The sequence below is a fragment of the Sphingobium sp. GW456-12-10-14-TSB1 genome (assembly GCF_059424385.1).
The window spans coordinates 1042542-1066078 of the sequence record NZ_JBWKZI010000002.1 but is presented as its reverse complement, the minus strand read 5'-3'; the positions used below and the strand labels follow the sequence as shown (position 1 = coordinate 1066078).

The 23537-nt window shown below is 62.0% G+C and carries 12 protein-coding genes; 2 read left to right on the top strand and 10 right to left on the bottom strand.

The genetic code is table 11. The annotated features are described in order from the left end of the window. Window positions 1-7 precede the first annotated feature (7 nt). Window positions 8-2224: an amylo-alpha-1,6-glucosidase gene (locus AC07X9_RS21980; RefSeq protein WP_086486358.1), complete on the top strand. Its 2217-nt coding sequence runs from the start codon at window positions 8-10 to the stop codon at window positions 2222-2224. A gap of 35 nt (window positions 2225-2259) precedes the next feature. Here AC07X9_RS21980 and AC07X9_RS21975 read toward each other — a convergent pair whose 3' ends face one another. From AC07X9_RS21975 to AC07X9_RS21960, 4 genes are all read right to left on the bottom strand, one after another. After that, entirely contained in the window at window positions 2260-3756 is a 1497-nt protein-coding gene (locus tag AC07X9_RS21975) for an MFS transporter (RefSeq protein WP_017181301.1), read from the bottom strand. A gap of 142 nt (window positions 3757-3898) precedes the next feature. After that, a complete protein-coding gene (locus AC07X9_RS21970) occupies window positions 3899-5956 on the bottom strand; it encodes a glycoside hydrolase family 97 protein (protein WP_019052313.1) in 2058 nt (685 codons plus the stop codon). Continuing rightward, on the bottom strand, window positions 5953-7563 hold the full coding sequence (locus AC07X9_RS21965; protein ID WP_017181299.1) for an alpha-glucosidase: 1611 nt from the start codon (window positions 7561-7563) through the stop codon (window positions 5953-5955). The genes AC07X9_RS21970 and AC07X9_RS21965 overlap by 4 nt, the downstream gene beginning before the upstream one ends. Next, window positions 7560-9419 carry an alpha-amylase family glycosyl hydrolase gene (locus tag AC07X9_RS21960; RefSeq protein WP_017181298.1) on the bottom strand — a complete coding sequence of 620 codons (1860 nt, stop codon included), beginning with the start codon at window positions 9417-9419 and terminating at the stop codon, window positions 7560-7562. Before AC07X9_RS21960 ends, AC07X9_RS21965 begins: the two co-directional genes overlap by 4 nt. A 168-nt stretch (window positions 9420-9587) precedes the next feature. Between AC07X9_RS21960 and AC07X9_RS21955 the strand changes: the two genes are divergently transcribed. Further along, window positions 9588-10610: a LacI family DNA-binding transcriptional regulator gene (locus AC07X9_RS21955; RefSeq protein WP_017181297.1), complete on the top strand. Its 1023-nt coding sequence runs from the start codon at window positions 9588-9590 to the stop codon at window positions 10608-10610. 86 nt (window positions 10611-10696) lie between these two features. Here AC07X9_RS21955 and AC07X9_RS21950 read toward each other — a convergent pair whose 3' ends face one another. The 6 genes from AC07X9_RS21950 to AC07X9_RS21925 all read right to left on the bottom strand — a co-directional run bounded on the left by AC07X9_RS21950 (window position 10697) and on the right by AC07X9_RS21925 (window position 23398). Continuing rightward, window positions 10697-13474 carry a TonB-dependent receptor gene (locus AC07X9_RS21950; protein ID WP_086486359.1) on the bottom strand — a complete coding sequence of 926 codons (2778 nt, stop codon included), beginning with the start codon at window positions 13472-13474 and terminating at the stop codon, window positions 10697-10699. A 273-nt stretch (window positions 13475-13747) separates the two neighbouring features. After that, window positions 13748-14953: a Ca2+-dependent phosphoinositide-specific phospholipase C gene (locus tag AC07X9_RS21945; RefSeq protein ID WP_019052314.1), complete on the bottom strand. Its 1206-nt coding sequence runs from the start codon at window positions 14951-14953 to the stop codon at window positions 13748-13750. Further along, window positions 14950-16884, bottom strand: coding sequence for a glycoside hydrolase domain-containing protein (locus AC07X9_RS21940; protein WP_017181294.1), 1935 nt, complete (start codon window positions 16882-16884; stop codon window positions 14950-14952). Before AC07X9_RS21940 ends, AC07X9_RS21945 begins: the two co-directional genes overlap by 4 nt. Continuing rightward, a complete protein-coding gene (locus AC07X9_RS21935) occupies window positions 16881-18134 on the bottom strand; it encodes a YdcF family protein (RefSeq protein ID WP_017181293.1) in 1254 nt (417 codons plus the stop codon). Before AC07X9_RS21935 ends, AC07X9_RS21940 begins: the two co-directional genes overlap by 4 nt. A 10-nt stretch (window positions 18135-18144) precedes the next feature. Continuing rightward, a complete protein-coding gene (locus AC07X9_RS21930; protein ID WP_051034277.1) occupies window positions 18145-20658 on the bottom strand; it encodes a TonB-dependent receptor in 2514 nt (837 codons plus the stop codon). Window positions 20659-20998: 340 nt separating this feature from the next. After that, window positions 20999-23398, bottom strand: a complete 2400-nt coding sequence (locus tag AC07X9_RS21925; RefSeq protein ID WP_241763571.1) for a TonB-dependent receptor — start codon at window positions 23396-23398, stop codon at window positions 20999-21001. Between the last annotated feature and the right edge of the window lie 139 nt (window positions 23399-23537).

The following is a 23537-nucleotide window of genomic DNA, read 5'->3' as shown; positions in this document are numbered from 1 at the left end:
AGACGCCATGACCCTGAGTCAGCCCCAACCCGACATGCCGGGTATCGCTGGAGGGCAAGCGCTGTCCCAGGCGCAAACCCAATTTTTCATCCCGGCGACCGCCTCCCTCCACGAACGCAGGCCGCGCACGCTCAAATATGGCAACAGCTTTGCCGTGTTCGATCATAGCGGCGACGCGATCTCCGGGCCGGGCAGTCCGGAGGGGCTGTATCACTGCGACACCCGATACCTTTCCCACCTCTATCTCACCATCAACGCCATGCGGCCGATCCTGCTGAGTTCGGCGCTGCGCGACGATAATGCGATGCTGACATGCGACCTGACCAACCCCGATTTTTTCGGGGACGACGGGCGGGTGGCGGTCGAGCATGATCTCATCCACCTGCGGCGCACGCGCTTTTTGTGGAAGGATGCGTTGTATGAGCGTGTCACCATCCGCAACTTCGACGCGGAAACGCGTCAGGTCAGCGTCGATTTCAGCTTTGCTGCGGACTTTGCCGACCTGTTCGAGATACGCGGCATGACGCGGTTGCGCCGGGGGACGATGTGCGAACCGCAAGTCGGCGCGGCCGATGTCCTGCTCGGCTATGTCGGACGCGATGATCGCGAACGGCAGACGCATCTGCATTTCGATCCCATGCCCGACGCATTGACCGACAGTCATGCGCGGTTCGAGGTGACCCTGCCGCCGGGTCAGCGTTGCGCGCTGTTCACCCGCATCTGCTGCGAACGGACAGAGGCGACGGAGCCGCTTCCCAAGCAGTTCCTCAAATCGCTGAGGGAGGCCATGGGGGCGCTACGGACGGCGCGCAGGCGTGGCGCGAGGCTGCATTCTTCCAATGACCTGTTCAACGAGGTTGCCCGTCGATCGGTTGCCGACATCTCGATGCTGTCGACAGATACCGAATTTGGCCCCTATCCCTATGCGGGCATTCCCTGGTTCAGCACGGTGTTCGGTCGCGACGCGATCATTACCGCGCTCGAAACGCTGTGGATGGACCCGGCGATCAGCCGTGGCGTGCTGGGCTATCTTGCCGCGCATCAGGCCACCAGCTTCGATCCGGCGGCGGACGCTGAACCTGGCAAGATATTGCATGAGGTGCGGCATGGAGAAATGGCGGAACTGGGCGAGGTGCCGTTCCGCCACTATTATGGCAGCATCGATTCAACGCCCCTGTTCGTGATGCTGGCGGGCGCCTATCTGGAACGGACCGGCGACGCTGCCTTCCTGACCAGCATATTGCCGCATATCGAGGCGGCTCTGGAGTGGATCGACACCCATGGCGATCGCGACGGCGACGGTTTCGTCGAATATGGTCGCCTGACCGACCAGGGGTTGCAAAATCAGGGCTGGAAGGACAGCCACGATTCCATCTTTCACGCCGATGGCACGCTGGCGCGCGGGCCGATAGCCCTCGCCGAGGTGCAGGCCTATGTCTATGGCGCGTGGCAGGCAGCGGGGGCGCTGTTCGCGACGATTGGCCAGGAGGCGCGCGCCGCCGAGTATCGCGAGCGCGCGGCGCGTTTGCGCGACCGGTTCGACGCCGCCTTCTTTGACGCGGCACTGGGTACCTATGTACTTGCGCTGGATGGCGACAAGCAGCCCTGCAGGGTGCGATCGTCCAATGCGGGTCATGTCCTTTATACAGGACTGGCGCGCGAGGAGCGGGTCGAGGCCGTCGTCCGGACGCTGATGGCGCCTGCCTCCTTTTCCGGCTGGGGCGTGCGTACCATCGCCTCGACCGAGGCGCGCTACAATCCCATGAGCTATCATAACGGCTCGATCTGGCCGCATGACAATGCCCTGATTGCGGGGGGCTTTGCGCGCTATGGCTATCAGCGGGAGGCCGCGCAGATATTCGAGGGGCTGTTCGCCGCCGCCACCTATGTGGACATGATGCGCCTGCCCGAACTGTTCTGCGGCTTTCCCCGCCGTCGGTCGCAGGGGCCGACATTCTATCCGGTGGCGTGCAGCCCGCAGGCCTGGTCGGCGGCGGCACCGCTGGCGCTCATCCAGTCGAGCCTGGGGCTGAGGTTCGATGTCCCGGCGGCGCAAATATCCTTTCACCAGCCCAAGCTGCCGCATTTCCTCCACAGCCTCGCCATCAAGGATCTGAGCATCGGTCCCGACAGGGTCGATATCATGTTCGATCGACTGGGCGATCAGGTAGCGGTCAAACCCATGAAGCATGATGGCGACGCCCGGATCGTGACGATTGCCTGAGGGGCGACTTGCCGATTTGCGCGCCTCTACCCCCCCTATCGGCAACGTAGCGTCGCGATGGATGCCAGCATCATGACACCGGCTGCAAAGGCCATCGTCCAGATCGGTTCGGTCGGGAAGAAATGGCGCATGATCGTGCCCATCACGGTCGCGACCAGCAGTTGTGGGATGACGACGAAGGCGTTGAACAGCCCCATATAGATGCCGAGCTTTGTCTGCGGCACGCTGGAGGCGAGCATGGCGTAGGGCATAGCGAGGGTCGACGCCCAGGCGATGCCGATCGCGATCTCCGACAGGAGCAGCAGTTGCGCGTCGCGCAGGAACAGGAAGGAGAGAAAGCCCAGCGCGCCCAGCATCAACGCGATGGCGTGGGTATTGGCCTGGCCGATGCGGCGGGCGAGTGGCTGGAGCAGGAAGGGGGCGGCCAGGGCGGCCACGCCATTATAGGCGGCGAACAGGATGCCGACCCAGTTCGCACCGGCATTATAGGCGGGGCTGGTGGGATCGGCCGATCCGAACATATATTGGGCAACGACGGGCGTGGTGTAGATCCACATGATGAACAGGGCCGACCAGGTGAAGAACTGGACGAGCGCCAGTCGCTTCATCAGTGGTGGCATGGTCGCAAAATCACCGACGACATGGCTGAGCAGATTGTCGCTGCGACCCTGCGCATGAAGCCGACGCGCGACGAGGCGCGCGCAGCCATAGGCGGCCAGCAGCGCGCCCAGCAGATAGAGTTCCTTTTCAAGCGACCAGGCCCATACGATCGCCAATATGACGCCGCCCGCCACGATCCAGCCCGGCCCGCCCGCAGGCATGGCCCGATCGGCCGACAAGGCGGCGGGTGGTTGCCCGTCAGCCTTCGCAAAGCGCGCCATCTGATCGGGCGCATATTCGCGCGTCGTCAGGACCGTCCACAGGACGGCCAGGAACAGGGCCGCCCCGCCGATATAGAAGCTGATCCGCACCGTGTCGGGTATGCCCTGCGCAGCGGCGACATTGGAAACGCCCATATGATCAAGCAGCCAGGGCGTCGCGGAACCGATCACCGCACCCGCGCCGATAAAGGCGGTTTGCAGGGCATAGCCGGCCATATGCTGATCCTTTGCCAGCATGTCGCCGACAAAGGCGCGGAAAGGCTCCATCGACACGTTGAGCGATGCGTCGAGTATCCAGAGCATCATCGCTGCCGCCAGCAAGCCGGGCGCATGGGGCATCCCGATCAGCGCCGCGGCGGCGAACAGCGCGCCGACAAAGAAATAGGGTCGCCGCCGACCAAAGCGGCACCAGGTCCGGTCGCTATAATGACCGATGATCGGCTGGACCAGCAGGCCGGTCAGGGGCGCGGCGATCCACAGCAATGCAAGATCGTCCAGACTTTCGCCCAGCGACTGGAAGATGCGGCTCATATTGGCGTTCTGAAGGGCAAAGCCGATCTGGATGCCAAAGAAGCCGAAGCTGATATTCCATAGCCCTGCAAAACCCTGCCGGGGGCGGCTCGCGCTCGCGCTGCCTGTGTGACCGTCCATCCTGCATCCGCCCCTTAACTTCGCATATTTCCCGGCAATTCTGAAATTTTATTACCCGATCCTGATCCTATCGAACAAGCGGCCATCCATGCGGGCAGCGTGCAGCATAGAGATTTGCCCGCCTGTAGGACAGGATATAGGATCAGCGGCGGCGCGCCTTGCCGCCAGCGACGAAGCGGATCGCCTGGCCACCGCCCGGCGCCATTGCGATCGTCAATATGTCGCCTTTCCTGACCGCCTTCTTTTCGATCACGATCGCATGGCGCGCATCGGTGCGATAATCCGCGCCCGGTCCGTCGCGGTAGATTTCCGCTGTATAGCTTCGTCCCGCATCCAGAAAATCGAGCGTCACCTGAACCGCGCGGGCTTCTTCATCACCCACGGCGCCCAGATACCAGTCATCGCCGCCCTTTTCCTTGCGCGCGATCGTGGCATAATCGCCGACCTCTCCATTGAGCGCCCGTGTGTCGGACCAGTCGGTCGGCACATCCTTGATGAACTGGAACGGGCCGGGATATTTCGCGTAATTTTCAGGCGTGTCGGCTGCCATCACGACCGGCGAATAGAGGACAACATAAAGGGCGAGCTGCTTGGCCAGCGTCGACTGGATCGCACTGCCTTCCGATCCGGAAAGGCTAAGGACGCCCGGCGTAAAGTCCATCGGCCCGCCCAGCAATTGGGTAAAGACCAGATTGGCTTCATGTTCGGGCGGGTTCTTGCCGCCGATCCATGCATTATATTCCATGCCGCGCCCACCTTCGCGCGATACCCAGTTGGGATAGGTGCGGCGCAGCCCGGTGTCCTTGACAGGTTCATGGCTGTCGATGCTGACATGATATTTCGCGGCTGTCTGCACGACGCGCAGATAGTGGTTCACCATCCACTGGCCTTCATGCCATTCGCGATGGCGGGTTCCATCGGCATCGACGCGCTCGATCTGGCCCGCATCGGTGACATAGCCGGTTTTCACCACCCGCTCGCCATGATCGGCGGCCCATTTGAAGGCGCTGTCCAGCTGGCCGTCATAATGGCTGGCCGACCCGCCGGTTTCATGATGGCCGATCAGCATGACGCCCCTGGACCTGGCATAGGCGGCCAGCCCGTCGGCGTCGAAATCCTCGGTCGGTTGAGAGAAATTCATGGCGTTGCCATTGCCGAACCAGTTGCCGTCCCAGCCGACATTCCATCCTTCCACGAGGACGGCGGGGATGCCGCTGGCGGCGGCAAAGTCGATATAGCGCCGGACGTTGGCGGTGGTCGCGCCATGTTTGGGACCGCGCGCCCAGCTCCAGTCGCCCTTGATCATGTTCCACCACACGCCGACAAATTTGCCCGGCTTGATCCAGCTCGACACGTCGCCCAGCCTGTTGGGTTCGTTGAGGTTGAGGATCATGTGGTTCATGTAGAGCCCAGCCGCATCGTCCGCGATCGCGATGGTGCGCCATGGCGTCGAGAAGCCGGCATCGCGCGAGACTTTGGGTGCGCCTGCGCCCGGCGTCAGCGCGGCGCGGAAGGTGTTGCCCTGAACCCGCGCCAGGTTCATCCCGCTATAATCGACCAGAGCCGCTTCATGCAGCGCGACATGGGTGCCGCCCGCCAGCTTCACCGTCATCACCGTCTGCGCTGTTCCGACGGCATCGAGCGGGGTCTTGTTGTAGAGATATTCCTCCCGGTTCCATTCGAACGCGGGTTTCCACCAGGCAGTGCCGGGCTGGGCGAAGGCGAACTGGGTCAGTTCCTCCGCAATGTTGACGTGGTGCAGATTGGGCTGATCGGGCAGGGTGTAGCGAAAGGCGACGCCATCGTCGAACAGACGGAAGGTGACGTCCATCGTCCGTTCAAGATCGCTCTTTTCGCGGAAGGCGAGGCGGATTTCGCTGTGATTGTCGCGGATCGTCGCCCATTCGCCCCAGGGCTGGGTCCATGTCGTGTCGCTGCGATCGCGCTTCGTATCGGCCAGCATCAGGTTGCGTTCGATCTTGGGAGCGTCCGTCAGCATGAAGCCCAGGCGGCTGTCGGCGATCAGCGGCTGGCCATCGCGCTGCACGGCGTAGCTGGGGCGGCCTTCGCCATCCAGACTGACGGTGAGGGTGATGCGACCGTCGGGCGAGGCGGCCTTGGCAACGACATCTGCGCGCGCGGCGACAGGGGCGAGCGACAGGGCGAAAATCGGCAGGGCAAGCGCAGTCAGTCGCGTCATGAAACAGATCCTTGAAATTGGGCGACGAGGGCGGAGGCAGGCGGGAAATGCCATGGGGCGGCGTCCCCGCATGTCAGCAGGGGACGCCAATGGTCGGCATCGTCCGGCGTCCAGTGCGCCGGCTGGTCGCCCAGGTTGAAAATGCACAGCATCTGCTGATCCGCATGGCTGCGCGTGAAGGCGAGCAGGTCGCCGGGCAGATCATGGAACGTCATCGTGCCGCTGCGCAGGGCAGGGGAGGCATTGCGCAGCGCCAGCACCTGACGGGTCCAGTGCAGCAGGGATGCCTGATCGGCCTCCTGCCGGTCGACCGCGCGCGGGCGATGCGCTTCGCCGATCGGCAGCCAGGGCTTTGCAGTGGAAAAGCCCATATAGGGGGCGTCGGCAATCCAGGGCATCGGCGTGCGGGCGCCGTCGCGCGACAGGGTCAGCGGCCAGTTGGCGATGGCTTCGGGGTCTTTGAGATCCTCAAAGGCGATGTCGATCTGCGGCAGGCCCAGTTCCTCGCCATAATAGAGGAAGATATTGCCGCGCAGGCAGGCGAGCAGCAGCATCTTCATCCGGCAATAGGCGTCCGGATCATGACCCTTGCCCCAGCGCGACACGGCGCGGGGGGCATCGTGATTTTCAAAGGCCCAGCTTGGCCAGCCGATCCCCTGTTCCGCCGGCCATTTTTGCAGCGCGTCCCTGATGAGCGAACTGGTCAGCGCGGGCGCATAGAGGAAGTCGAAGCCATAGGCGGTGTTGAGGCGATGGTCGCCCTGCGTGAAGGCCTTCATTTCCCGGTCATTGTCCGCGCCGCCGACCTCTGCAACGGTGAAGCGGTCGGGATAGGCGTCGAACACGGTGCGGACCTTTTCCAGAAACAGGGGAAGGTCCGGGTGGCTCTGGCTATACAGTTTGAGCTGGAAATCGAATGGCCGGGTGCGCAGGCTGCCATCGTCGGGGGCTGGCGGATTGTCGCGCAGTTTCGGATCGTGCATCGAATGGTTGATCGCGTCGATGCGAAAGCCGTCGACGCCCCGGTCCAGCCAGAAGCGGATGATGTCGAAGATCGCGGACTGCACGTCCGGGTGATGCAGGTGCAGCTGCGGCTGTTCGCGCAGGAAGCTGTGCATATAATATTGGCCGCGCCGCGCATCCCATGTCCAGGCCGGGCCTCCGAACACCGATTGCCAGTTATTGGGCGGCGATCCGTCCGGCTTGGCATCCGCCCAGACATACCAGTCGGCCCTGGCATTGTCGCGGCTGGCCCGGCTTTCGACGAACCAGCCATGCTGGTCCGACGTATGCGCCCATACCTGATCGACGATCACGCGCAGGCCAAGCGCATGGGCGCGGGCGACCAGCGCGTCGAAATCCGCAAGCGTGCCGAAAATGGGATCGACATCGCAATAGTCGGACACGTCATAGCCGAAATCGCGCATCGGGCTTTTGAACACGGGCGACAGCCAGATGGCATCGACGCCAAGCGATGCCACATAGGGCAGGCGCGCGGTGATGCCGTTGAGATCGCCGATGCCATCGCCATTGGAGTCAGCAAAACTGCGCGGATAGATCTGATAGATGGCGGCGCCGCGCCACCATGGCTGTAGAGTGTCGGTCATTCAGGGGACTTTGCGGGCAAGGAACGGGAAGGGCGGACAGCGCACAGGCTGTAGCCAAGCGGAGGAAGGCGGAGCGAAAGACTGCCCGGCGCGACAGCGCGGGCGGCGCAGGGCGCACCGGCGAGGGTGACGAAATCCCGCGATCCGACATCGACCTGAACATGGGTGTCGATCGGCGCGGTCGAAGTGTTGAAGGCGATGAGATATTCCGCCCCGTTATCAGGATCGAAGCGCGAGACGGCGAAGAGGCCGGGCTCCTCCGACCGGGCGCGGATCGTCTGCTTGCCCCGGCGCAGCGCGGGATGGGCGGTGCGCAGGCGGGCGAGCGTGGCGATGGTGCGATAGAGGGGATGGGTCGGATCGAAACGGGCCGTGGCCGTCGTGGCGTCCGTGCCGACGAGGCGATTGTCGTTGTAGGACGCGACCTTGCTGCCGAACATATCCTCGCGCGCGTCCTGATCGCCGCCGTCGCCCGAAAAGCCCTGCTCGTCGCCATAATAGAGCGTCGGTGCGCCGCGCAGCGTCAGCATCATGGCATGGCTCAGCGTCACGCGGTCCAGCACTTCCTGTTCGCTGGCGGCGGGGAAGGCGCGGCGGACGAAGGTGGCGAAGCGGCCATTGTCGTGGTTGCTGATGAATGTCGGCAACTGCCGCGCGGTGGCGGCACCCCGGACATAGAGATCGTCACCTTGCAGCATCTTTTCCCACAGCGCCGTCGCACCTGGACCCGCGACGGTCTGGATCGCGGCCTGATGGAAGGCGAAGTCGAGGACGGCGGGAAAGCCGCCTTCGCGCGTGTACCAGGCGAGCGCGCCGGACATTATGTCGCTTTCCGCCACCTCGCCGAAAATGTGGAAATTGGGGATGCCCCTGGCCCGCGCCCGCGCCTGCATGGCGGGGACGAAAGCCTGCCAGAAATGCGGATCGACATGCTTGGCCGTGTCGACCCGGAAGCCATCGACGCCGAAACGGTCGATCCAGCCGCCGAATATATCGATCATCCCCGCAATGACGCGGGGATTTTCAGTCATCAGGTCATCCAGCCCGGCAAAATCGCCCATCGTCGCGCTTTCGCCCCGGTAGGTCGTTTCGCCCCGGTTATGATAAAGGGTGACGTCGTTGAGCCAGGCGGGCGTCTTGGCCTGGGCTTCACCCTTTGGGACATAGGGGGTGTAGGCGTAGGAAGGATCGGTCAGCCGGGCGAAATTGTCCGCGCTATGATCGTCATCGCCGGCAAAGCCGCTGTTGATCGGCGGGCCGTTGACGCCGCCGCGCCGCTGATAGGGATAATCGGCCCGCGAACGGTAGGGGCAGGGGGCCGCAGCACATTGGCGCATCTGGATGACGTCGGCGGTATGGTTGGCGATGATGTCCATATAGACTTTCATGCCGCGTGCGTGCGCAGCCGCCACTAGCGCCGCGAAATCGGCGTCGGTGCCCAAATGCGGGTCGACATGGGTGAAGTCGGTGATCCAATAGCCGTGATAGCCTGCGCTTTCCTGACCTTTTGCCCCCTGCACCGGCTTGTTGCGGAAGATGGGGCCAACCCAGATGGCGGTCGCGCCGAGCCCCTGGATATAGTCAAGCCGGCGGGTCAGCCCTTTAAGATCGCCGCCGTGGTAAAAGCCTTTTGCCGCAGGATCATAGCCATGGGTCAGTCGATCGCCGCCATAGCCGCCCTTGTCGTTGCGTGGATCGCCATTGTCGAAACGGTCGGGCAGGACGAAATAGATGACTTCATCCTCCGGCAGGCGGGCGCGAAAATCCGCTGCGGCGGGCGAGGGGGGCGTCTCCGACAGGGCCGGGCTGGCCAGTGCCAGCAGCGCAGCGAACAGCGTGGGATTGCGCCTGCCCATTCCTCATCCTCCCCTTTTGCCGCACCTGCGTGATTGCGGCGGTCTTGTTCCCCCCTTCTTAGGCGGCGTTGGTCCGCCGGGCCAAGCATGTGACATACGTATTCAAAGCCATGTTCCAGACTCAACGCCCTGCTTTCCAAGCGGGCCGGAGGGGCGTAGGATCAGACCATGGCCGTCAATGAAAAAATCACCTCGTTCGACATCGCCACACTGGCCGGCGTTTCCCAGCCGACCGTGTCGCGCGCGCTGCGGGGCGACCCCACGGTCAGCGAGGGGACGCGCAAGCGGATCGAGGCGATTGCGCGCCAGCTCAACTATGCGGTGGACAAAAATGCCTCTTCGCTGCGGCGGGGGAAGAGCAACACGCTGGCCCTGCTGTTTTTCGAGGATCTGCTGCCCGACGAAAGCTGGATCAACCCCTTTTTCCTGTCGATGCTGGGGCCGATCCTGCAAACCTGCGCCAAGCGCGGCTATGATCTGCTGACATCCTTCCAGCAATTATCGACCGACTGGCATGTCGATTATGAGGATAGCCGCAAGGCCGACGGCATCATCCTGCTGGGCTATGGCAATTACGAGATCTACCGGGTGCGGCTGGAGCAATTGATAGCGCAGGGGACGCATTTCGTGCGTTGGGGATCGGTTGACGACCATGCGCTGGGGATGACGATCGGCTGCGACAATCGGCAGGGCGGGCGTGACGCGGGGCGTCGTCTGATCCAACGGGGCTGTCGCGCCATCGCCTTTCTGGGCGATGCGTCCGACCGCTACCCCGAATTTCGCGACCGCTATGCGGGGCTGGCGCAGGTGATGACGGAAGCGGGCCTGCCCGTCGACCCCAGGCTGCATGTCGATGCCCTGTCGATCGAACATTCAGGGCATGAGGCCGCGCGCCGATTGATTGCGGGCGGTGTCCCCTTTGACGCGATTTTCGCGGGTTCGGACCTGATCGCCATCGGCGCGATGCGGGCGCTGGATGAGGCGGGCATGGCGGTGCCGGGCGACGTCGCCCTGATCGGCTTTGACGATATTCCGGCGGTCAGCCTGACGCGCCCGCCATTGACCACGGTGGCGCAGGATTATCTGCGTGCGGGCGAAGTGCTGGTCGATGCGCTGATCGGGCTGATCCAGGGCAAGCCGGTGACGCCGACGCTGCTGGCGCCCCGCCTGATCACCCGCATGACTGCCTGACAAAAAGAAGGGACCGCCAACTCCTTGAAAAGGAGCGGCGGTCCCGGCGCTGCCTGCGTGCAGTCAGGCAGTTTGGCGAAGGGCGATCAGAATTTGTAGGTCAGGCCCAGATAATAGTCGCGGCCATAGCGCTGATAGTCGATGACCTGGCGCGGATCGTCATTCTGATAGGTGACGAACGGCTGGTCGGTCAGATTCTTGCCCTGGAGCAGGATAGACAGGCCAGTGAGCGGACCGGACTGGAATTCATAGCCGATCTGCGCGTCCAAAATCCCTTCCGCCTTGGCGGTGCGGAAGGTCGGGGCTGCCGACAGGCCCGCCACTTCGCCCAGGAAGGAGGAACGGTAGCGATAGCTGACCCGCGCCTGGAACCCGTTTCGTTCGAAATAGGCGGTGCCGCTGGCGACCCATTTGGACAGGCCGGGCAGGGTGACGGTGTCGGTGGGGTTGGAGCCATATTTGACTTCGCTGTGGGTGTAGGAGCCGCTGGCGAACAGGCCGAAGCCATCAAGCGACTCGCTGAACAGCTTGAAGGGGAGCGATGCGGTCCCTTCCACGCCCATGATGGTGCCCCGACCGTTGTTGGCGGGCGCTTTGAGCAGGCCGATCGCGCCGCCATTGGCGATGATTTCGTTGTGGACGTCCACTGGCAATGCCGGAAGGAGCGACGAGAAATCATAGGCGATGCTGTTGTTGGGATCGACGAAATCGGTCAGATTCTTGAAATAGCCCGACAGCGACACATAGCCGCCATTACGGAAATAGCGCTCCACCGACAGGTCGATATTGGTCGACTGATAAGGACGCAAATTGGTGTTGCCGCCGTTTGAACTGAACGGGCTGTTCATGGGGTCTGAACCCAGGCCGATCTTGGACGGATCGAAGCTGAATTCCTGGTTCACGCGCTCCTGATCCAGACGGGGGCGGACCATGGCCTGCGCCGCGCCCAGCTTGACGAAGAAGCCCGGCTCCAGTTCGACCGATATCTGCGCGCTTGGCAGGAAGTCGGTATAGCTGGCCTTGCCCGATGCGGGCACCACCGTGACGACGCCGTTGCTGAAGCTGGAAATGGTGCCGACCGAGCGTTGCCGGGAATGGATCACCTGTACGCCGAAGGCACCCTTGAGCGGCTTGCCGCCCAGTTCGCCGTCCATCGTCATTTTGGCATAGCCGGTGAACACGTCTTCCTTCACGAAATTGTCGCGCACCAGCGATTGCGGGCGATTGTCATACACCGCGTCCAGCACATTGTCGTAGAGATAGAGCGGATTGAGCGTCAGCATCGCCGGGACGCCCAGATAGCCAAGCGAGACGTTGGAGCCGAGCAGCGCTTCGCTGGGGACCGGCGCGGAACCGGGGGTGCCGCCTGCAACGGTGCAATCGGTGCCGCCCGTGGGGCACAGGAAAAAGCTGGTAAAGGCGCTGGTTTTCTTGCGACGGCTATAGTTGCCGCCGATTTCCCAGTTGCTGAACAGGCTGCCTTCGATGTCGCCGTTGAGGTTCATGCGGAGCGAGCGCATGTCGTCTATGAATTTGGGCCGATTGAGGAAACCGGCCTGCACCACGGCGGTCGTGCCATTATAGCCCCAGCCATTGGGATCGGTCAGGCTGATGATCCCGGTGTTGGTATAGTCGATGGTCGGCACGATCTTGAACAGGCCGTTGGACTGGCGGTCGACCCGCACGCTGTCCGGCACGCCCGACCGCAGATAGCCTGTGCCCGAATAGGTTTCGAGCAGGAAGTCGGTGCGCTTGGCGCGCGACCAGCTGGCATCGACGTTCAGGCGAAGCGCGTCGTTCAGGCTGAACTGGTTGTTCCAGCCCAGCGAGATCGTGTCGGCGGTACGCTTGTTATAATCGTTGCGCTGGACGCCATAGACATTGCTGAAGGTCGCACCGGTGACGAAGCCATTGTCGACCGTCACGTCGCTGACGCCCACATCGGCGCCCCAGACGAGCGGGAATTCGATGCCGCGCAGCCGCTGTTCTTCCTCGAAATGCGAATAGAGGACGTCGAAGGTCGAATGGAAATTGTCGCTGGGCTGCCATTCCAGCGTGCCGACCGCGCCATAGCGCTTGAGCAGGTTGGACTGCACATAGGGCTTGGCGCCGCCGATGATCAGGTTGCCGCTGGCGTCGGTGGGATAACCCCAGGCGTTGAAGCGTTCATTCTGCGAGGGGGTTTGCGATGCCGCAAAGCCGATGGCCAGGCCCAGCGTGTCGTCGGCATATTGATCGACATAGGTCGCCGACGCGCGATAGCCATAGCGTTCGCCGTCCGGGTTGAGCTTGTTCATGCCGTTCATCTGGCCGCGCAGCGACACGGCGATGATGCGGTCATTCTTGTCGAGCGGGCGCAGCATCCTGAGGTCGACCGTGCCCGAAATGCCCGCCGCGATCAGCGACGCATCGGTGCTTTTATAGACATTGACGTTCTGGAAGAATTCGGACGGATACTGGTCATATTCCACGCCGCGATTGTCGCCGACCGTCACCTGTTCCCGACCGTTGAGCAGGGTGGTGGAAAAGTCGGGGCCAAGGCCGCGGATCGACAGGCGCTGGTCGCGGCCTTCGAGACGCTGGGCGGTGACGCCGGGCAGGCGGGCCAGCGAGTCCGCGATCGACACGTCGGGCAGCTTGCCGACATCTTCGGCAGTGATGGAGTCGACGATCAGCACCGAATCGCGCTTCATCTTCGCAGCGGAGGCGAGGGAGGCGCGGATGCCGGTGACGACGATGGCCTCGCCAGCTTCGTCGGCTGCGACGGGCGCATCGGCCGTCTGCGCGGATGCGACAGACGCTACGGAAAGCGAAACGCTCGCCATCAAAGCTGCGCGCAGAATGGAACCATGAAATTTGTGCATTGCAGAAACACCCTCCCCAAGACGCCTGTCAGGCGCTTCTTGCCGCTTTCGCGGGTCTGGAGGCGTGATAGCCCTGTGCTGCCCGATCTGCACAGAATCCCACATACGTATTCAGGCGATTTCGCGCGACATCCCCCGCACCCCGGCGGTTCCCCGGCTGAATGGGCGGGCGTTGCGGCAAGGACGGGGAGGGACGAGGCGCCGTTATTTTGTCGGCGGACAGAGAGCGGGCTTGATCAAAGGTCCGCTAGCCAGAGAGGCGGTAGCCAATGCCTATCGTACGCTGCTGCAACGATAGACCAGCCTGTTGCAGCGCCATCCCTGCGCAAAGGGGGCAAGGTGATAGTCGTTGGCGTAGACATTCGGCGCGGTCAGATAATCGGTCGATATGATCTGTGCGCCGCTGGCCAGCGCTGCGTCGCGGCGCTTGCCTGAACCGTCGCGCGCATCAACGGTGTCAATGTCGGCGCGTGTCCGCACCAGATACCCTTTGCGGACAGCATCACCTATTTCAGCGCCGCGCGTCAGCGCATTGTCGAACAGCATGAAGGCCGTGTGCGCCATACCGGCCTGACCCTGGACGAAGGCGGCGCGTCCCTGAAGTGACGGGCGGCCGTCCAGATAGGGTGCGAAGGCTTTGAGATTCATGCCCGGTACGAGAAACAGGAACAGGAATTTGCCACGGGCCTGCCCCAGCGTTGGCCAGCGCTTTGCCAATGCGGCAGCTTCGAGGGTCGGCAAGTCCCCCCGCAGGTCGTCGGGCGTAAACAGCTTGTCGCGGCCAAGGATGCTGCGGATGCTGTCATCCACTTCATCGAACGCCGCCTTGTCGAAGGGCGGAATCTGTGTCGCGCCGGGGATCGCCTTGTCCAGGCCAGACAGCTTGGGCTCCAGCAGCACGAATACAGGGCTGTGGTTCGGAGTGGCGTCCGACCATTGTTTCATCAGTGTCAGGCAGTGGCGAAAGGTCGGGCACTGGCTGCGAAAATCCAGGTCCGCAACGTGCAGCACCTTCATCCCCGGCTTTGCCAATTCATCGCGATAGATTGGCGCGAGATCGGTCACCCCCTGCGCGCGCAACTGGCGATAGGGCAGGGGATCGGCATAGGCGCCACCGGCAGGATCGGGTTGCAGATCGATTTCTATGCTGCGAACGCCGCTGCGCAACTGCGCCTGCAACGGCATCTGCACATAGTCGAGGCTGACCGCCATGTCCGTCAGGCGACCGGGATGTTCATCCAGCATCTGCGCCCGCTGCGCGGGTAGCATCATGTCGTTTATTTTGGCCATGAACGCGGACAGACGTGGCGCCATCAGCGCCATCACGCGCGGATCGGCCGGGATTGCATAGCTGTTGTGCGTGCCGACCACTTGTATGGCGTTGATGGGTACGGCGTCCGCATTCGACGCAGGTTGCGCCACGGCCATTGCTCCACACAGGGTCGCGGCAAGGCCGGCCATCATCGCAAACCGTTTCACTGACCTGTCTCCTGCTGCATCGACCGGACCGGCAAGTCCGCTAAAGCTGTGCCGTTGATCCGAATGTTCCGGCCCATTGGCGTCGTGACGACATAGCGCGGGTCGCCGGGCGTTATCGGATAGAGGCCGAGCATGGCCCACACGTACCAGGCGGACATGGTGCCCGCGTCATCGTCCATGCCGTCGGCAAAACCCTGCGGTGACAAGGCAAAGCTGTGTCCTACCCAAGGCTGTGGCCGCACGCCGGAATTGACGTAGCGATGGGGGACCGACTGGGTGATATAGCGGTGCACCACCCGTTCGGTCGCAGCCTTGTCGCCCGCCCATGCAAAGAGATAGGGCGTATGAATGTCCGGCTGGTTCGTCATGTTGAACAGATTGTCGGCGAAGAAGCGATCCAGTTCAGGCCGGAACCGCGGGCCCAGCGTCTGCGCCAGCCAGGGGAGATCGAACACCGGGGCCCAGCGATATTGGGCCAATGTGCCCTGATATAGCCCCCGCGCCTTCACGATATCAGCATCGTCACCCAGATCCCGAAAGGTGGCCAGCCACATCGGACGATAGCTGAGCGCCCGCGCACGAAACGCCTGCGCGGTGGCGGTTTCGCCCAGGTCCGACGCCAGTTCGGCAATCGCCCAGTCATCATAGGCGGCCTCGATCTGTTCGTCCGGCGTCTTTCGCGCGAGCGTGGCGCTTTCGGCGACCATCCCGGCCAAGGCTGCCTTCGCGTCGAAATCGGTAATGCCCCTGCGTCGGAAATCGAGCAGGGCTATGCCCGCATGCTCGGTGCGCACGGTCAGAAATGGCTCGGTCGGCGTCGCCCAGCGCGCCTTGCCGCTCTGGTAGAGCCTCACCAGCGAGCGTGCGATCTGCGCGGCACGATCGGGATCGATCAGCGCGATCAGGGGCATTTGCGTCCGGTAATTGTCCCAGAGCGCCCAACTGGTATAATGCTGCTGTCCGGGGGAAATCCGTTGGACCATGCCATCGCTGCCGCGGAAGCGCCCGTCAGGGTCTGCGATGGCGACCGGCGACTGCATTACCCGGAACAATGCGGTGTAAAACAGTGCCTGCTGCTTTTGGGAACCACCGATGTGGATGCGGGAAAGTTGCCTGTTCCAGTCGGCCAATATCCGGTCGGCAACGGCCTGAAAGGGGCGGTCGCCCAGTTCGGCTTTACGTACATTGGCTGCGGCTGCCGGATCAACCGAGGAAAGGCCCGTGCGCAGTTCGACAATATCGCCGCTGCGCACCTTCAGCGCCAGTTGCGCATCGTGCGCCGGGTCGCCTTGCCAGATTGCCGTTACCGGATTGCCATTATGGGTCAGACGGGTCGCTGAGTGGAGATGATAGGTGCCTGCGTCACAGACGGTGCCTGCCGAAAAACTGGCCTGTAGATCACCGTCCGGCTGCGCCTGCCAATGGGCGGCGATGCGCCTGGAATAGCCACGATCGAAGGCGATCATGACGTTCACCTGTCCGGATTTCGGCATGGTGAAGCGCAAGGCGCCCGCTCCGCGCGTGGCGGTCATCTCCGCAAGGATGCCCGGACCGTAACTTACGCCATAATAGCCCGCATGGGCGCGCTCACGGCGCTTGTCGATCGGCGCGGAACCAGTGGCGTCATCATAGGCAAGCATGACCTTGACGTCGCCACCCGCCCCGTCACAGCCGACACCGACGCCGCGCGTGTGCGAAAATCCGGTAAGCGTGGTGGCGGCATGGTCATAGCCTGCATGATTGGCAGGCGTCGTGTCAGGGCCAAGCTGGACCATGCCAAAAGGGGCGACGGCCGCCGGGCTGAGTTGCCCATAATCGGCGAGCGTGCCTACGAAGGGATCGACCAGTCGCCCCGGCTCGCGCGCGCCCGCCGTCGCGGCAATTGCGCCATATGCCAGGATTGCCGATAGGGTAGAGACGATGCGGTTCATGGATCGAGCGGGTCGATGGCTTCGACATGGAAGGCCGCCGGGTCCGGCGTGAACATCAGCGTGAACTGATCAGGCCCCGCTGTCAGGCGACCGGGCTGCACGCCCATTTCGGCGAGATTGCGCTGCGCCAGGATGTCGCTGCCGATATATTGGATCGTGCGATGATCCGACACGACCAGCGCTGGCCGGTCGGTCGGAAATTTCGCTGCCAGCAACAGCCGCGCGCAGTTGCGCAAATTGGTGGTGGTATGGCGCGCGTGCGGTTCCATCAATATGCGGTCGGCGGGCAGGCCATATTGCGTGACAAGCAGCCGCTTCATCTCGACCGCTTCGTTGAACGGTGTGCGATTGGGATGAACATTGCCGCCCGACACGATGATGAACGGCGCGACGCCGCGCGCGAACATATCGGCGGCGATGGACAGGCGGATATGCCCCAACACGCCCGTGCGCGATTGCGCATCCTCTGGTCCGTGACCAAAGACCAGCAAAGCGGTATAGGGCTTTCCGCGCCAGTTCATTGCGTCGATGGCGCGGTTCGTTGCGGCATTGTCGCCGCCGAGCAATGGCCGGAAATTGCCCGCGTCGATGCGTTCGTTCATTTGCAGCAGGCCCGTCGCATAACGCAAGGCGGGATCGAAAAACAGGTCGTTGCCCTTGGCCTGCGCAGCGGTGGCGACACCGTGCGCGCTCAAAATGTCGGCCATCTGTGGCGACGCTACAGGAAAGATGGTCGCATCTATGACAGGATAGCGCGGCGCCACACCCTTGGCATAGACAGCGATCACGCGGTTGGTTGCCGCCGCCGTTTCCGCCCATGCCGCAGCCAGCAGATCGGCATCGGACACAGCCGCATATCGCGCAAAACGTCCCGATGGGCGCATCTGCTGCGCGACCAGCGCCTTGCCCAGTTTGGGATCGTCCAACAGGAGCCGCAGGCGGGCCTGCACCAAGGCGATGTCCGCATCGGTCCATAGCCACGCATCGGCCAGACATTGCGGCGATGGCGTGCATGTGCCTGTGGGAATGCGTGCCGCGCGATCGGCCATCAGCGTTTGCAGAACATTGTCGTCCCGCAATGCCTGGGCCCATCCGTCCGCTGTCCGCAACATGGCGAACAGCGGAAAGACGCGCGTCGACAGCGTGTCGGCGAAGGGTGATGCGTACCCTGCAGGTTCCTGCGCCGCCGCCGTTACCGACGCCAGCGACAGGGCAATCGCCACGAAAGGCCCGAAGGCGCAGGCACGCATCAGGCGCAAATCACCAGCTCCGGCTAAGGATGAAGCGGAAGTTGCGGCCGAACACCGGACGACCATAGATCGCATCGCTTGCACCTTGCCCGGCAAGCTGGTCCGTGCGGGGATTGCCTTCGGTCAATCCCTTGGCGTTGCTCAGATTGTCGCCCACCACCTGGAAGCGCCATTTGCCGTAGGTCATGGCCGCGCTGGCGCCGAAGGTCTGATAGGCGGGCAGCGCGGTCAGATTGAAAAGGTCGACATAACGGCGACCGACCCATTCATAACGCCCCGCGATCTGCAATTCGCCTTCGCCAACCGGGAAGGTGAATGCCGGGCGCACATTGCCGAAGAATTTGGGCTCGCGGATGATCTGATTGCCGTTGACTGCGCTGGGATCGGCACCGGACGAGTTTTGCAGGTTGCGATATTGCGCATCGGAATAGGTGATCGAACCGGCCAGTTCGAACCAGCGGACAGGCGCAATCTTGCCATCGATTTCCACCCCCTTCACGACAGCTTCCCCGATGAAGGGCACGGACTGGTCGTTGCGGCCGGTCGCCGGGTTGAAGGCGATGAACGAGGCGTTGAACGGGTTAAATTTGGTGTAAAATCCCGTCACATAGACATAGGCCGGGCCGTAGCTTGCCTTGACGCCCAGTTCATACTGCCGCGCCTTGGTCTTGATGATGGTCGGCGCCGGGGTGGATACGACGCCCATCTGCGGGGGCACTTCCAGATTGGAGACGCGGCCATAGGCGCCCAGATTGCCGTTCAAATCGTAATTGGCGCCCAATGTCCAGTTGGTCGCCGAAGGCTTGAGCGTCCGGGTTACGATCGCACCCGTGAAGGCGCGGGTGTTATTGTCGGCTATCGTGGTGGGATCGCCCAGATTGGCGCTGGTCGACAGCAGCGAATAGCCATCATAATCGTACCATTCCTTGCGGATGCCGCCGTCTATCTTCAACCCGTCGGTGACGTCCCAGGTGTCGTTTGCGTAGATCGCGATCATCTTCGCATCGGCCTTGCCCTGGTTGAGCGTGGTCGTGTAGCGCAAAACCCCATTTTGCGTGACCGAGCCAAGCACAGCGCCCGTGGCCGAATAAGCGACAAGATCGAGCGTGCGTGGCCGGCTCCTCACTTCGATCAGCATGTCCTGATAGGCCTGGAACAGCGTGTTGCCGTAGAATGACCCATAGGTGCCGACGCGCACGTCGTGCGTGCCAAAGCCGGTTTCGAATTGGCGGGTCACGCTCAGATCAGCCTGTCCCGAATAGAATTTGGATTCCGAAACGCGATACTGGCCGGACATGACCAGTCCGGAAGCGGCATAGGGATCATAGACCGTCGCGCCGTTCGTACCGGCAATCGCATAGCCCAGCCGCGCCACGTCAGCACCGAAGGCCGTGCGTGCGGCGGCCAGATTGCTGGCGATGAAGGCATTGCCATCGACCGGGTTGGTGGTCGAATAGAAGGCGTCGAAGCTGTTCTTGCCCTTGGTAAACCCGCCCTTGGCGGATACGATCCAACCGTCGAAATCGCCTTCATATTGAATGCCGGCGTTGAAGAAGCGGATATGGCGGCCATCGGCCAGATCGCGCGTCATGCTCTGGGTCACGCCTGCGCCATCGCGATATTTGAAGTTCACGTTGCGCAGCGACGGCGAGTTCATCGTGCCGGTGTGATAGTCGATGTAAGGATCGAGCGAGACGGAGGGATTGCGCGGATCGGCGATCGGGATCGGCAGATAGAACAGGTTGTGATCGTTCGTATACTGCATCGTCACCTTGACGAAGCCATTATCCAGATCATGCTTCAGATTGGCGCGGATCTGGCCACCCTTGTCGTTGGGAAAGCCGGCGTCGCGATAGCCATCATGCTGGCGCAGGAAGCCGCCAATTGCGTAATAGCTGCTATCGCTGATGGGACCAGACTGCATGGCGTCGAGCCGATAGAGGCCGGTATCGCCCAGCGTGATCTGCGCCTTGCCACGCGATTCCGGGCCGCCGGTTACCGTGATGTTATTTGCAATGGCGGCGGCGCTGCTCGCGTAGATCGGCGCTGGACCACCGCGGACGATTTCGACCCGCTCGGTCATCAGATCATAGCGGTTCATGCCGTCGCCGGAGTTGAAGAACACGCCGTCGATCTCATGATAGAGCGGCAGCCCGTCCTGCTGGAAGATCAGATAGCCGCGATCGGTCGGGATGCCGCGTACGCGGGTGATGTTCTGCACCTCGCCGCCCGTCGCTTCCACCTGAATACCCGGAACCGTGCCGAGCAGATCGGCGAAATTCTTGGGCGCGATCTTCTGGATTTCGCCCTCGCTGAGCGAATTGACAGCATAGGACACGTCAAAGCGGCGTTGGGCGCGCGCGCTGCCGGTCACGACGATGTCCGATTCGGCATCTTCGTCCGCACCGGCAGCAACGGCTGGCGCGGCTTCCTGCGCGGCGGCAGCGCCGGATAGCGACAGCGCCAGTACGCTGAGCGACGTGATCAAAATGGCGGCTTTGGACGTGTGAACTGTAGGTTGCATTGAGCGACTCCCCCGCTTGGATGACGGGCGGTTAGGGGCGCTTCGCGACACAGCCATGACAGTTTGGCCGGCCGACGTCGGAAAGGGTGAGGATGGTTCGTAAAAAAATTTGACGCGCCTTGGCGCGTCATGCCTGGCCCCGATCAGGTCCGCGCCTTGGCGGCCAACCTGCTCTGCTGCCCCTCTCGATCACTCGAATTGTCGGATACAACCAACAGATTTGAAACGATAATGTTGTCGTCGAGAGCGTTATCGCGTTGCTTGAGATGGAGGCTATCTGGTTGCGGTCAGGAGGAAATGGCCCCGGAGCCATGCAGCTCCGGGGTTGGGCACCGGCTGCTTATCGTGCGCCAAAAGGTATGCGCAGGGTCGCACCATATGTGGCCGGGGGCGCATAGATGGAGGTGACGCCCAGAATGCCGAGGTTGAGGGCATAGGCGCGATAGGCCTTGTCGAACACATTGCGTCCCCATGCGGTGAGCGACATGCCCGTGCCTTCGTGCCGATAGGTCAGGGACGCGTTGGTGACATTATAGGCCTTCTGCTGCGAACCCAGGCCGTTGGTCACTTCCAGATATTGATCGTCATACCATACGCCGTCGATCTGCGCGGCGATGTTGCCGCCCAGAACGTCATGGTTGTAGCGCAGCAGATAGTTGACGCTGAAGCGCGGGGCGTTTGGAAATTGTGCGCCTTTAATGGTCTTTTGCGGGAAATCGCAGCGGAACAGGCCGCCCAGATTGGTGCAATATTGACTGTCAGGCGCTCCCGGAAAAAACTCCGGTCCAAACTGGACGTCGGTCGCCGGTATGCTGTCGACCGACGATGTTTCCCATGTGCCGCCCAACACAACATCGAAATTTTTCGACGGGGACCAGAAGGCTTCCAGCTCTGCGCCCGTCGCATGGGCATTGCTGTTGAAAACATGGGGTACGCCGCCGGCAAGGGAAAAAGCCTGATAATCATCGTAGATATAATGGAATAGGGTGCCGTTGAGGCGCAGCGATCGCCCTAGCAGGGATGTTTTGAATCCTGCTTCGAAGCTGTTGAGCGTTTCAGGCCGGTGCTGGAAATCAGCGGCTGCGATATTGGATGAAAGCGACCAGTTGCCGCCCTTGATACCCCGGTTCCAGGATGCGAACAGCAGCGTGTCTGGAGTGGCCTGAAAATTGAGGGACGCGCGGGCTGCCCAATCGCCATATTTTTCACGATTGACGCCAGGTACGACGGCCGCCAGATCCTTGTCGGTGAACAGCACGACGGGGTTGGGTTGCGGCGCGTAGGTGGGATCGCTCAGGATGTTAACATAGGCGATGGATTTATTATCTTTCGAATATCGGCCACCCAATGTCAGTGACAATCGATCCGTCAGCGTGATGTCGCCCTGAGCGAATAGCGACCAGTTTTTCGACCTGATCTTGTAAAATTGATCGACGGTCGGGACGGAGAAACCGCCATTTCCCGACACTGCCAGATCGTAGATCGGCGCGCCGGTGACGCCGTGAACGCCGTCATAGAACATGTTGAGATAATAGGCGCCAAGCTGCCATTTCAGACGGTCTGTCTCGCCCGCAAACCGCAGTTCCTGCGAAAACTGGTGAAAGTTGATCGAGGTATCGACGTTGACGATAAGGAAGGGCAGCGCATCGCCATCTTCTGCATAGGTTTTGTCCATCTCCAGATAATTTGTGATGGATGTCAGCTTGGCCGCGCCAAGATCCCAGTTCAGTTCGGCCTGGTAGCTGTTCATCACCCGGTCGAGCCTGCCTTTGCGCTCGCCGAAATGAACCCATGGCGATGCTGCTTCGCCAGTGACACCGTTGATCACGCCATTCTGATCGTCGCTCAGGCCCGCCGCATTGGTGTTGCAATAGCCATTGTCGAGATAGACGCAGTTTTCAAACACATAGCCGCCGGTCGCGACATTATTGTCTTCGGAATGCTTGTACCAGAGGCTGAGCGTTGCATCGGGTGAAAAGTCCGCCTGGATATTGAGGCGCGCCGCCCATCCGTTTTTGCCGCCCAGATCCTGTCCGCTGCCTGGCGCGATCAGCGAACCATCGGGCGCCAGCGTGTCGCGGGACTTGATATAGCCATCGGCCTTTTCCATGCGGGCGGCGGCGCGGAAGCGCAGCCCCGGCGTGAGTTGCCCGCCGACGGCGCCTTCCAGAGACTTGCTGTCAAATCGGCCATATTCGCCCTGAACATAACCGTTCAATTCGTCACGACTGGCATCTTCGCTGAGATAATGGATCAACCCGCCAGTGGCATTGCGACCGAACAACGTACCCTGCGGTCCGCGCAGGACCTCCACACGCTTAATGTCGAACAACTGGCCCGAAATCGCGTTCATCGATGCGATGTAGGCATTGTCCTGATAGACAGCGACCGGCGCTTCCAGATTATCGGTAAAATTGCTCTGCGATATGCCGCGCAGGCTGAAGATGGTCAGGTTCGGCGACCAGGCATTGACGCGCAAAGAGGGGATTTGCTGCGTGATCTGCGTCGTTTCGGTGATGCCCAGGCGGTTGATCTGTTCGCCGGTAAAGGCGCTGACCGAAATGGGAACTTTCTGCAGACTTTCACTGCGCTTGTTGGCGGTGACGACGATTTCGCCGAACAGTGCCGGCTGCGCGCCGTCATCAGTGGTTTCCTGAGCGCTAACCAGAACCGGAACGGTCAACGCCGAGCACGCCAATATCAACGAAACGCACCGCGCGGCGCGTGTCTTATTCTGCATGATCACTCACTCCCTAGATTTTTTTGTCCCCACAGCACTGCGAACAGGCAAGCTGCAAAACGAGCCGTCGTGACGCGGCAATATAAATTTACAGCAGGCGGTATTATGCTTTCATTGTTCCTAAATGGAAACAATTAAT